The following is a 12,265-nucleotide window of genomic DNA, read 5'->3' on the forward strand; positions in this document are numbered from 1 at the left end:
ATGTGGTCACCGCGCGTCCTCTCCCACGGGCGATCGCCGGGCGAGGTGTTCCCGCAGCTGCCACAGGAACGTCTCCAGATGCGCTGGCCGGAAGACGTCCGCCGTCACGCGGATCACCTCCCACCCGTCCGCCCTCAGGTTGGCGTCCCTCTCGACGTCCTCCCGCCACTGACGCTGATCCGTGCGGTGCTGGTCGCCGTCGTACTCCACGATCACCTTCGCATCGAGCCAGGCCAGGTCCACGCGCAGCCACTGCCCCGTGGACAGGACGATGCGCGGATTCACCTCAGGCTCGTCGACGCCGGCCAGGACGATGGCCACCCGGAGGCGGCTCTCCTGGGGCGAGCCGGATCCCGAGCGGACGAGGTCGAGCGCCTCGCGCGCCGCGCGGATGCCCTTGACTCGCGGCCGACTCGCCACGCCCTCCCTCAGCTCCACCAGCGTGCCCACGCCCGGCGGCAGCTCACGACGGCGGCGTTCCGAGTGAGCCACCCTCACGATGCTGTCCCCCAGCGCGACGAGGGCGTCCAGCTGCGCTCCACCCTTCGCGAGGTCCACGAACGTCCACGGGGAGGTGGTCACGCGGACGCCGTCGACGACCCGCACCGGCGCGTCCGGCGGGAGCCGATGGCACCGCAGGCCCGGGCGCTGCGTGCCCCCGCCGTGATGCCGGGGCTCCGCAAGATGGATGACAGCGCCAGCCTCCAGCCGCCCGGTCAGCCACAGCCCGAGCACCCTCGCCGCCGTCGCATGGGTGAACACCCCCTCCGGGTGGAGGTCCTGCAGGGCGCGCAGCAGATCCAGCTGCGCAGGCTCCACCTCGCGCAGCCGCCACAGTCCGTACCCGAGCGAGACGAGGTCGCCGCGCCGCAGGCGGCTGGCCGACACCCCCGCCTCCTGCGCCGCCGGAGTGGAGAACACCGTGGGATTGCGCTCTTCGTCGCTCAAGCCGCATCGCATGGGCGGCAGCGGGGCGGGGGCGCGGGGCATGCCCTGAGCGTGCCCGACGGAGGGGGCCCGTCGTCGTCGGGACGGCAGATCTGTGGAGAACGCCCGCACCCACCCCTCAGCGAGGCAGGCACACGCGCCGCTACGAATATGCGTAGCGGCGCGTGTGCCTGCCTTGGCGCATGGGCGGCGACGGCCCGGGCGGCGACGGCGCCCCGGGTGGCAACCGCCCGCGCCGGCACCGCGTCACGACGACGACCGCATCACGACGACGACGGCGCCCCCGCCCCCTCCCGCGTGACGCGCGTCTCGGCTAGGCTCGGGCCCAATAACCGACCGATCGGTCGGGACCCATCCGCGCCCTCGACGTCAGGAGACCCACGTGACCGTCACCGCACCGTCCTCCGCCCCCGCCCTCCCCCAGATCCTGCCCAGCTACGTCCGCGGCGCCTGGTGGACCCCGGAGAACCCCTCCACGGTCACGCCCGTCGCGGACGCCAACACCGGCGAGCACCTCACGGACGTCTCCACCGAGGGCCTCGACACCGCGGCGGCCATCGACTACGCCCGCTCCGTCGGCCAGAAGAACCTCGGCGAGCTGACCATCCACGAGCGCGCCCTCAAGCTCAAGGAGCTCGCGCTCTACCTGAACTCCCGCATCCAGGAGCTCTACGACCTCTCCTTCGCGACGGGCTCCACGCAGCGCGACCACGCCTTCGACGTCGACGGCGGCATCGGCACGCTCTTCACCTTCTCCGGCAAGGGCCGCCGCGAGCTTCCGAACGCCAACGTGATCATCGACGGCGACGTCGAGCCGCTCTCCAAGGACGGCTCGTTCATCGGCGAACACGTCTACCAGCGCGTGCCCGGCGTCGCGGTGCAGATCAACGCGTTCAACTTCCCGGTGTGGGGCATGCTCGAGAAGTTCGCCCCCGCCTTCGTGGCCGGCGTCCCCACGATCGTGAAGCCGGCCACCCCCACGGCCTACGTCACGCAGAAGTGCGTGGAGCTCATGGTGGACTCCGGCATCCTCCCCGAGGGCTCCATCCAGCTCATCGCCGGCTCGGCTCGGGACCTCCTGGACCACCTCGACTACCGCGACCACGTGGCCTTCACCGGCTCCGCCCACACCGCCCAGACCCTGCGCAAGCACCCCAACGTGATCGACGGCGGCGTGCGCTTCACCGGCGAGACCGACTCCCTCAACGCGGCCATCCTCGGACCGGACGCCACCCCGGACACCCCGGAGTTCGAGGCGTTCGTCAAGGTGGTCTTCCAGGAGATGACGGTCAAGGCGGGTCAGAAGTGCACGGCCGTCCGCCGCGTGATCGTCCCCGCCGCCATGGCCGAGGCCGTCACCGCCGCCCTCACCGAGCGCCTCTCCGCGAAGGTGGTCCTCGGCGATCCCCGCAGCGAGGGCACCACCATGGGCGCGCTCGCCTCCAAGGAGCAGCAGTCCGAGGTCCGCAAGGCCGTGCAGCGCCTCGTCGACGCCGGCGGCCAGGTCCGCCTCGGCGGTCCTGACGGGGACACGGGCACCGCGGACGCCGAGGCCGGCGCGTTCTTCGCCCCCACCGTGCTCTCCTTCGCCGACGCCCGCACCCCCGAGGTGCACAGCGTCGAGGCGTTCGGCCCGGTCGCCTCGGTGCTGGGCTACGCCGACGTCGACGACGCCGTCGAGCTGGCCGCGATGGGCTGCGGCTCGCTCGTGGCCACCGTGGCCACGAACGACGGCGAGACCGCCCGCGCGTTCGCCGCCGGGATCGGCGCGCACCACGGCCGCGTGCACTTCCTCAACCGCCAGACCGCCAAGACCACCACGGGCCACGGCGCCCCCGTGCCCGTGCTCGTGCACGGCGGCCCGGGCCGCGCCGGCGGCGGCGAGGAGCTCGGCGGGATCCGCGCCGTCAAGCACTACATGCAGCGCACCGCGATCCAGGGCTCCCCGGACATCCTCACCGCCATCACGGGCGTGTGGCACCCGGGTGCCGCGGCGGACACCGCCACCCGCGAGGACGTGGAGTCCGGTGCCAAGAAGCACCCGTTCTACAAGTCGCTCGAGGAGCTGAAGGTCGGCGACCAGTTCGCCTCCGGCCTGCGCACCGTGACCCTCGAGGAGATCACGGAGTTCGCTGAGAAGACCGGGGACAAGTTCTACGCGCACACGGACGAGGAGGCCGCCATGGCCAACCCGTTCTTCCCACGCCGCGTGGCCCACGGCTACCTGCTGGTCTCCTGGGCCGCCGGCCTCTTCGTGGCCCCGGATCCGGGCCCGGTGCTCGCCAACTACGGCCTGGAGCACCTGCGCTTCATCACGCCCGTGACCTACGACGACGCCATCCGCGTCACCCTCACGGCCAAGAGGATCACCCCGCGTGTGACGGACGAGTACGGCGAGGTCGCCTGGGACTGCCGCCTGCACAACCAGAACGACGAGCTCTGCGCGCAGTACGACGTGCTGACGCTCGTCGCCAAGACCTGGCCGATGGCGCAGGGGCAGGCTCCCGACGCTCAGGTGTGAGCCGTCGGACGGATCGGACGGGAACAAGCCCACCGGCATGCTTCGTTCACCCTGGTGTCCCCCACGGACCATTGAGAGAGAAGGTCATCCCATGTCCGAATTCACTCGTTTCGAGCAGGTGACGGTGCTGGGCACCGGTGTGCTGGGCTCGCAGATCATCATGCAGGCCGCCTACCACGGCAAGAAGGTCATGGCGTACGACGCCGTCCCCGCCCCCCTCGAGAACCTCGACAAGCGCTGGGCGTGGATCCGCCAGGGCTACGAGGCCGACCTGGGCGAGGGCTACGACGCCGCCCGCTTCGACGAGGCCATCGCCCGCATCACCCCGACGTCGGACCTGGCCGAGGCCCTGGCGGATGCGGACATCGTGATCGAGGCCGTCCCGGAGAACCTGGAGCTCAAGCGCAAGGTGTGGGCCCAGGTGGGCGAGCTCGCCCCCGCCACGACCCTGTTCGCCACGAACACCTCCTCCCTGCTGCCCTCGGACTTCGCCGACGCCAGCGGCCATCCGGAGCGCTTCGTCGCCCTGCACTACGCCAACCGCATCTGGGCGCAGAACACCGCCGAGGTCATGGGCACCGCCGCCACCTCGCCGGAGGCCGTCGCGGGAGCCCTGCAGTTCGCCGAGGAGACCGGCATGGTCCCCGTGCACGTGCGCAAGGAGATCCCGGGCTACTTCCTCAACTCCCTGCTCATCCCGTGGCTGCAGGCCGGCTCCAAGCTGTACATGCACGGAGTGGGCAACCCGGCGGACATCGACCGCACCTGGCGCGTGGCCACCGGCAACGAGCGCGGCCCGTTCCAGACCTATGACATCGTGGGCTTCCACGTGGCCGCCAACGTCTCCCGCAACACGGGCGTCGACTGGCAGCTCGGCTTCGCTGAGCTGCTCGAGAAGAGCATCGCCGAGGGCCACAGCGGCGTGGCCGACGGCCAGGGGTTCTACCGCTACGGCCCCGACGGGGAGAACCTGGGCCCGGTCGAGGACTGGAACCTGGGCGACAAGGACACGCCGCTGGGCTGATCCCCGCCTCATCACGACGCCGGACCGTCCGGTGCGCATCCTGCGCGCCCGGGCGGCTCGTCGTCGTACAGTCGCCCCATGACGCTCCGGACCCCCTCTTCCCGCCGCGCCCTCGGCTGCACCCTCGCGGCGGTCGCCCTCGCCCTCACCGGGTGCGCGGGCGACGGCGCCCCGGCCGCCGCGTCGTCCTCCCCCGGAGCCACCTCGGCCGACGGGTCCGCCACGCCGATCCCGCCCACGCCTACGGAGACGACGGCCACCGCGAGTCCGGCCTCCTCCGCCCGGGCTGACAGCTCCGCCTCCAGCGCGTCCTCGCCCGCCGCGTCCGAGGGGAACGGCTCGACATCCCCGGCGGCGACGCGCCCACTGGACGAGACCGATCCGCAGGCGTATGTCGACGCCCTCCCCCTCACCGTCGACGAGATCGACCGGCGGGCGGAGGCCCTGTGGGAGACGTTCGACGCGGTGGGGCTCCCCGCGGCCGATCTCCTGACGCCCGCGGACCGCCTGGAGATGACCCTCGCGGACCTCGACGAGCTGCCTTCCGACGCCTCCCTCGTGGTGGGTGAGGAGGAGTGCGTCGCCGCCGTCCGCGCGCGGTCGGACCACGAACTGTCCACCCCGGTGTGGGAATACGAGGTGACCCTCGAGGACGAGATGATCGCCGACGACGCCGGGCTGGACTTCAAGGACAGCGTGCTGGAGTCGGTCCTGTTGAGCGAGACAGACCGGGCGGCGGATCTGCGCCGGCACGTGGAGAACCTGGACGAGGAGTTCCACGCGTGTGCCGACGTCCAGGCCACCGGTGCTCTCGGCGCTGCCGACGAACGCCCGTTCACGGCGGACGGCGTCACCTTCGAGTCCACCTCCCACCCGGGGCTGGCCTTCGAGGAGGGAGAGGTCTGGTGGTCCCTGGACGTGGCGAGGGGCTCCCGCCGGCTGGCGTACCTGTACACGGGCGACCCCGGCTCGCTCACCCGAGAGGACTTCGAGGAGGCAGCCGCCCGCCGGCTCCTCGACGTGGCCGACGCGCTCCCTCCCGAGTGGCCTCCGGCCCAGGAGACGGCGACGGCGGCGGACGTCCCCGGCCGGGCGGCCTCCACGGAGGCACGCACCTCCGCCTGACCCGCGGCCTCGCGCCTCCGCCCGACCTGCGTCCCTCCGCGGGCGGCCTTGTGGGACCCGTCACGGTCGCCCTACAGTTCGGTCATGACGACTCCTCGCACCACCGCCCGCCGCCTGTCCCGGCTCGGCGTCGTCGCCGCGAGCGCCCTCGCCCTCGCCGGATGTGCGGGGAACGGGGACGCCGGCGCCTCCTCGACCTCCTCCCCCGCGGGCGTCATCTCGTCCGGCGCAGCCCCCGCGTCCACGGGCCCGACGAGCGGGTCCGCGACCCCCTCAGGCTCCTCCCGCGCCCTCTCCCTGGACATGCCCGCCGCCCTGGACGCGGAGCACGTCAAGGCCGTGAAGCAGGCCGTGCTCCTGGCCGCCGGCCCCGGCGCGGAGATCGGCCTGAGCAAGGCCTCGCCGCTCGAGCGCCAGACCGAGCTCCGCCGGGCTGCGGAGGACATCGAGCAGACCGCGGCCGCCGGAGCCTCGCCTGCGCCGTCGTGGAGCCCGGAGCAGCGCACCTGCCTGGACGCCACGCGCGGCGCCTTGGAGCGCTCGGCGGACGCGGACGCCGCCTGGGTGGACTTCATCGTCCAGCCCACCACGGCGGCCACCGTCGGTGGGGCGTCGACCGCCTCCCCCGTCCCGTCCATGACGGCCTCTCCCAAGGCGGAGGTCACGCCGATGGGCGTGCGGGTGGAGTCCTTCCCGGACGAGGCGGCGGCGCGCGCCGACATGGAGCAGGCCCGCACGGCCGCCGCGGCCTGCGCCGGGGCCGACCTGCCCGGGACGGGCGTGCGCGAGCTGGAGGATGTGGCATGGGAGGGCGGCACTGCGTACACCGCACGGCCCGTGGGCTCGGTCTACAGCCACGTCATGGCCGTGCAGGACGGCAGCCGGATCATCTCGGTGAGCCAGGGGACCACCGAGGGCGACGCCCCCGCGGACGCCGAGAGGCGAGCCGCCTCGATCGTCAGGAACGTGAAGGCCGCGCTCGACGGCACATGACGTCCCGGGCGTGGACGCCGGTCAGCCCCGCAGGCCGCCCAGCACCACGCCCGTGACGGCCTCCACCATCTCCTCCACGGACTTGTGCCCGGGCTGGGCCCCGTTCGGCCGGTACCAGTCCACGATCGAGTTGATCATGCCGAGCATGAGACGGGCGAGGTTGCGCGGTGTCACGTCCGAGCGCACCGTCCCCTCGGCCTGAGCGGCCTCCACGAGCTCGCCGAGCCGCCGGGTGATGGCTCGCCGCCGCTCCATCGCGGCCAGCTCCACGTCCGAGTTGCCGCGCAGGCGCAGCAGCAGCGTGACCTCGGGCATCCTGGCCACGAGGACCCGCAGGGTGCCGCGCACCGCCGCCTCCACCTTCTCCCCGGGCGCACCGGGACCGGCCTGGACGGCGTCGAGCGAGGTCTCCAGGGCGCCGAGGGCATCGTCGAGCGCCTGCCCGAGGATGGCCTCCTTGGACTCCACGTGGTGGTAGATCGCCGACTTCGAGATGCCCAGGTGCTGCGCCAGCATCCCCATGGAGGTGGCCTCGTAGCCGTGCCGGTTGAACACGTCCACGCACACCGCCAGCAGCGTCTCGCGGTCGTAGCCGGGGCGCCCGCGGCGGGGCAGGCCGGCGACGGCGGCGTCGGGCTGGGGGTCGGTCACGGTGTCCTCTCGGGGCCTGGCATGCGGGTCGGCTGACCCAGCGTAGCCGCCGCTCGGGGACGGACGACGACGGCGGGCGCGGGCCGCCGTCCGCCTCCGACGGGCGCGGGCCGGGCTCCGGCCGGATCAGGCCTTGTCGCGCAGGTCGTAGACGCGCTTGAGCTTGCCGGAGGAGCGGGTCAGGGTGTCCGGCTCCACGACGTTGATGGCACACGAGGAGCCGATCTTCGTCTTGATCTCCTTCTGCAGCAGGCGCGCGCCCTCCTGGGCGGCCTCCAGGGTGGCCTCCACGCGGCGCTCGATGTTCACGGCCATCTCGTCCATGCGGTTCGGCCGCGTGATCTCGAGGGTGAAGTGCGGGGAGAGCGTGGGAATCTGGAGGGCGAGCTCCTCGATCTGCGAGGGGAAGAGGTTCACGCCGCGCAGGATGATCATGTCGTCGGAGCGGCCGGTGATGCGGCCCATGCGGCGGTGGCCCGGGTGCGAGGTGCCGGGCAGCAGGCGGGTGAGGTCGTGCGTGCGGTAGCGGATGATCGGCAGCGCCTGCTTGGTGAGCGAGGTGAAGACGAGCTCGCCGGGGCGGCCGGTCTCCAGCACCTCGTCCGTGAACGGGTCGATGATCTCGGGGCGGAAGTGGTCCTCCCAGATGTGCAAGCCGTCCTTCGTCTCCACGGACTCGCCGGCCACGCCGGGGCCCATGACCTCGGAGAGCCCGTAGATGTCCAGCGCGTCGATCTCGAAGGTCTGCTCGATCTCGCGGCGCATCTCCTCCGTCCACGGCTCGGCGCCCAGGATCGCGCGCTGGAGTGAGCTCTTGCGCGGGTCCAGGCCGAGCTTGCGGAAGCCGTCGGCGATGGTGAGCAGGTAGGTGGGGGTGGAGAGGATCGTCGTGGGCTGGAAGTCCGTGATGATCTGGACCTGCTTCTCCGTCTGCCCGCCGGACATCGGGATCACGGCCGCGCCGATGCGCTCCGCACCATAGTGGGCGCCGAGGCCGCCCGTGAACAGGCCGTAGCCGTACGCGTTGTGCACGATGTCCCCGGGGCGCACGCCGGAGGTCCGGAAGCAGCGGGCCACGAGGGTCGCCCAGGTGGCGAGGTCGTCATCGGTGTAGCCGACCACGGTGGGCTGGCCCGTGGTGCCTGAGGAGGCGTGGATGCGGCGCAGCTCGGAGCCCTTCGCCGCGAACGCCTTGAAGGGGTAGTTCCTCCGCAGGAACTCCTTGTCCGTGTACGGGAACTTCCTGAGGTCCTCGAGCTCGGTGAAGTCGGAGGGGTGCACGCCGTGGGCGTCGAAGTGCTCGGTGTACGCCGGGACGTTCTCGTAGGCGTGGTGGAGGGACCAGCGGAGGCGCTCGGTCTGGAGCGCCTCGATCTGGTCGCGGCTCATCGTCTCCTCCGGGTCCTTGGCGCCGCGCGCCTCCGGGTCAGCCGGGACGGGTGCGGGCGTGTACGGATTCGGGATCGAGGCCTCGAGCATGGCGTTCTCCTTGGGATGCGGGGCAGGTGGTCGGGTCAGGCGGCGGGCTGGGGCGCCGCGATCGTCCGGGAGCGGCCGCGGAACACGGCGACGACGGCGCCGTCCTCGGCGGTGACCGTGATGTCGTAGACGCCGGAGCGGCCGGACTTCGCCACGAGCCGACCTTCCGCGGTCAGCGTCTGCCCGGCACGGGTGCCGGCCAGGAAGTTGACGTCCACGCCGGAGGCGACCGTGATGGTGCTGCCATCCCCGCGCGGATCGTTGCAGGTCAGGGCGAAGCACGCGTCCGCGAACGCGAACACGGCACCGCCGTGAGCCATGCCGAAGCCGTTGTGGTGGTCCTCGGTCAGGGTCATCCGGATGCGGGCGTGATCCTTCTCCGCCGCCTCGAGGGTCACGCCGAGCCACTGCGCCACACGGTCGCCCGCGAGCATCGGGTGGTGCGGGGCGGCTGTCTGCCGGGCGTTCTCGGTCACGTGGGCACCTCCCTGTCGGGGCGCACGGTCGGTCGAGAGCAGAGGCCGCGCGAATTACTGAACGATCATTAGGTAAGTCCAGGTAACTCCGTCGATGTGACCTGCGTCAAGTCCGGGGCGGCATGTGACGGTCCGCCCCCGGCGGAGACGCCGACCCCTCTGCGGGCCCGGGCTCCTCCGTCCTCCGTCCTCCTCCGTCTCCGGGCCATGCGGGCCACGCGGGCGACGCCCTCCACGGACGCCACGTGCCGCGGCGGGTCCCCGTTCGGCTGCTCCGCGGCCCTCGAACAGCAGCCCGGCGTCAGCCCGCGCGACGTCCGCGATGGAAGAATGGACCCCATGACCTCGCAGCCCTCCGCCACCGCGCCCGCGTCCACCGCCCACCGCCGTTCCCTCGCCGAGGCCGGCATCGCCCTCGGCCCCCTGGACGGCCGCTACCGCGCGGCGGTGGAGCCGCTCGTGGAGCACCTCTCCGAGGCCGCGCTCAACCGCAACCGCGTGCACGTGGAGGTGGAGTGGTTCCTCCACCTGGCCGAGCGCTCCGTGCTGCCGGGCCTCGAGCCCCTCACGGACGAGCAGAAGGCCGGCCTGCGCGCGATCGTCACGGACTTCGACGCGGACTCCGTGGCCGAGCTCGCCGAGACCGAGCGCGTCACCGTGCACGACGTCAAGGCGGTCGAGTACTTCATCGCCGCCCGCCTCGAGGGCCTCGGCCTGGCGCACCTGAAGCCGCTCGTGCACTTCGCGTGCACCTCCGAGGACATCAACAACCTGGCCTACGCGGTGGGCGTGCGCGACGCCGTCGAGCAGGTCTGGCTGCCGGCCGCCCGCGCCGCCGTGGCCACGATCTCCGCGATGGCCGCCCGCGCCGCCGAGACCCCGATGCTCTCCCGCACGCACGGCCAGCCGGCCACGCCGACCACGCTCGGCAAGGAGATGGCCGTGTTCGTCCATCGCCTGGGCCGCCAGATCGCGCGCGTCGAGTCCCAGCCCTACCTCGGCAAGATCAACGGCGCCACCGGCACCTACGCCGCCCACCTCGCCGCCGCCCCGGACGCGGACTGGCCGGCCCTCTCCCGGTCCTTCGTGGAGCACCTCGGCCTCACCTGGAACCCGCTGACCACCCAGATCGAGTCACACGACTGGCAGGCGGAGCTGTACGCGGACGTCGCCCGCTTCAATCGGATCCTGCACGGCTTCTGCGTGGACGTGTGGTCCTACATCTCGATCGGCTACTTCGCGCAGATCCCGGTGGCCGGCGCGACCGGCTCCTCCACGATGCCGCACAAGGTGAACCCGATCCGGTTCGAGAACGCCGAGGCCAACCTCGAGCTCTCCTGCGCGCTGCTGGACTCCCTGGGCGCCACGCTGGTGGAGTCCCGCTGGCAGCGCGACCTCACCGACTCCACGTCGCAGCGCAACATCGGCGTGGCCCTGGGCCACTCGGTGCTCGCGCTGAGCAACGTCACGAAGGGCATGGGCCAGCTGCAGGTGGCCGAGCCGGTGCTCGCCGACGACCTGGACCACAACTGGGAGGTCCTCGGCGAGGCGATCCAGACCGTGATGCGCGCCGAGGCGATCGCCGGCGTCGCGGGCATGGACAACCCGTACGAGCGCCTCAAGGAGCTCACCCGTGGCCAGCGCGTGGACGGGGAGCGCATGCGGGAGTTCGTGGCCGGCCTCGGCCTGTCCGACGACGCCGGGGCCCGCCTGCTGGCGCTCACGCCGGCCTCGTACACAGGCATCGCGGCCGAGCTGGCCGCCGAGTTCGGCAGGCGCTGACGGGCCGGCCGAACAAAAAGAACAAATACGATGTGAGCATGCGCTATCCCGTGCCCGGCCCGGCCCAGCCGAACAGCCCCTTCACGCCGGGGTACGGGCGTCGCCCACTCGTGTTCGGCGGCCACGAAGACCTGCTCCGCGACATGGGCAGAGTCTTCCAAGACCATGACTTCGGCGAGAACCAGTCCGTCCTCCTGTCCGGACTGAGGGGCGCCGGAAAGACCTCCATGCTGCAGCGGATCGAAGACCTCGCCCGGGATGCCGGTTGGCTCGTGATCAGCGAGGATGCCAGCGCGGGCCTCCAACGCAGGCTGCTGGAGAGCACGTTGCCAGACGTCGTGAACTCCCTGCCCCGGCAGACCAAACGTGAGCTCAAGGAACTGGGGCTCTGGCACTTCTCCGCCGCGTGGGAGGTCACAGAGCGTCCCTCTCGTCCCCTCATGCGCAATGATCTGGTGACCGTTGCCCGACATGCCGGGGTGCGCGGAATCCTCATCACGATCGACGAGGTCTCCTCGGGCAAGACGCGCCTACGAGAGGTCAGCGCCGTCGCACGGGAGGTCTCCCATGCAATCAGCCGCGGAGCGGACATCGTGGTGGCTTTCGCCGGCATCAAGGTCGACCTCGATGAGCTCGTACGACAGGAGCACACGACCTTTCTCCGCCGCTCCCGGACCGCCGACTTCCACCGACTTTCCCCGAGGGAGACCCGCCACGTCCTCGCGGAGACGGCACGCCTCGGCGGCCGGGAGTTCACCGCAGAAGCCCTGGAGATGCTGATCGCCGCGGCCCAGGGCTACCCCTACCTCGTCCAGCTGCTGGGCGACTACGCGTGGCGACACCGCCCGGCCCATCCCCGGATCGACCTGTCCGCCGCCGAGGCAGCCCGCGACCGGGGGCTGCAGGCGGTGATGGACCGTGTGCTGTCGAAGGTCTTCAACGACCTCTCCGCCAAGGATCAGGAGTTCCTCCGCGCCATGGCTGTCGACGAGGAGCGATCCCGCATCGGCGACATCACCGCGCGCCTCGGCTCCTACAGCCAGTATGTGAATCAGTATCGGAACCGACTCATCGACAGCGGCTACGTGCAGCCGGACGGATACGGGTACCTCCGCTTCGCCCTTCCCTACCTCGGCGCCTACATCCGCTCTCTGACCGACAGGGGCCCGGCGTCGGCTCCGGACGACGACTGGAGCGCCTACCCGCCACCCCTGACATGAAAGGTGCCGACCCGGGCTGCGGGGACACCACTGGAGCGTCCCCGCT

General features: G+C 71.8%; 10 protein-coding genes. 6 read left to right on the forward strand and 4 right to left on the reverse strand.

Features of this window, described 5'->3' with window-relative positions:
• Positions 1-6 precede the first annotated feature (6 nt).
• Positions 7-990 (reverse strand): DUF559 domain-containing protein, encoded by a 984-nt coding sequence (locus AB0302_RS08385; RefSeq protein WP_366371298.1) that lies wholly within the window; start codon positions 988-990, stop codon positions 7-9.
• Between the two features lie 340 nt (positions 991-1,330).
• On the opposite strand from AB0302_RS08385, the gene paaZ reads away from it, so the two are divergent.
• The 4 genes from paaZ (at position 1,331) to AB0302_RS08405 (ending at position 6,611) form a co-directional block, all read left to right on the forward strand.
• The gene (gene paaZ, locus AB0302_RS08390) at positions 1,331-3,469 is read left to right on the forward strand and encodes a phenylacetic acid degradation bifunctional protein PaaZ (RefSeq protein ID WP_366371300.1); all 2,139 of its coding nucleotides are present in this window, start codon (positions 1,331-1,333) and stop codon (positions 3,467-3,469) included.
• A gap of 91 nt (positions 3,470-3,560) precedes the next feature.
• The gene (locus tag AB0302_RS08395; protein ID WP_366371302.1) at positions 3,561-4,493 is read left to right on the forward strand and encodes a 3-hydroxyacyl-CoA dehydrogenase; all 933 of its coding nucleotides are present in this window, start codon (positions 3,561-3,563) and stop codon (positions 4,491-4,493) included.
• A 78-nt stretch (positions 4,494-4,571) separates the two neighbouring features.
• Positions 4,572-5,618, forward strand: a complete 1,047-nt coding sequence (locus AB0302_RS08400) for a hypothetical protein (RefSeq protein ID WP_366371304.1) — start codon at positions 4,572-4,574, stop codon at positions 5,616-5,618.
• A gap of 84 nt (positions 5,619-5,702) precedes the next feature.
• Positions 5,703-6,611 carry a hypothetical protein gene (locus tag AB0302_RS08405; RefSeq protein ID WP_366371306.1) on the forward strand — a complete coding sequence of 303 codons (909 nt, stop codon included), beginning with the start codon at positions 5,703-5,705 and terminating at the stop codon, positions 6,609-6,611.
• 21 nt (positions 6,612-6,632) lie between these two features.
• On the opposite strand, the gene AB0302_RS08410 is transcribed toward AB0302_RS08405, so the two are convergent.
• The 3 genes from AB0302_RS08410 to AB0302_RS08420 form a co-directional block, all read right to left on the reverse strand.
• The gene (locus AB0302_RS08410; protein WP_366371308.1) at positions 6,633-7,262 is read right to left on the reverse strand and encodes a TetR/AcrR family transcriptional regulator; all 630 of its coding nucleotides are present in this window, start codon (positions 7,260-7,262) and stop codon (positions 6,633-6,635) included.
• 126 nt (positions 7,263-7,388) lie between these two features.
• On the reverse strand, positions 7,389-8,741 hold the full coding sequence (locus tag AB0302_RS08415) for an AMP-binding protein (RefSeq protein ID WP_298985285.1): 1,353 nt from the start codon (positions 8,739-8,741) through the stop codon (positions 7,389-7,391).
• A gap of 35 nt (positions 8,742-8,776) precedes the next feature.
• Positions 8,777-9,175, reverse strand: a complete 399-nt coding sequence (locus tag AB0302_RS08420) for a hotdog fold thioesterase (protein ID WP_366371367.1) — start codon at positions 9,173-9,175, stop codon at positions 8,777-8,779.
• A 381-nt stretch (positions 9,176-9,556) separates the two neighbouring features.
• On the opposite strand from AB0302_RS08420, the gene purB reads away from it, so the two are divergent.
• Together purB and AB0302_RS08430 are read left to right on the forward strand one after the other, a co-directional pair.
• Entirely contained in the window at positions 9,557-10,999 is a 1,443-nt protein-coding gene (purB, locus tag AB0302_RS08425; RefSeq protein ID WP_366371310.1) for an adenylosuccinate lyase, read from the forward strand.
• 38 nt (positions 11,000-11,037) lie between these two features.
• Positions 11,038-12,219 (forward strand): ATP-binding protein, encoded by a 1,182-nt coding sequence (locus tag AB0302_RS08430; protein ID WP_366371312.1) that lies wholly within the window; start codon positions 11,038-11,040, stop codon positions 12,217-12,219.
• The last annotated feature ends 46 nt before the right edge of the window (positions 12,220-12,265 follow it).

Origin of the sequence: Micrococcus sp. NPDC078436, from assembly GCF_040702705.1 — a bacterium.
Taxonomy (GTDB): Bacteria; Actinomycetota; Actinomycetes; order Actinomycetales; family Micrococcaceae; genus Micrococcus.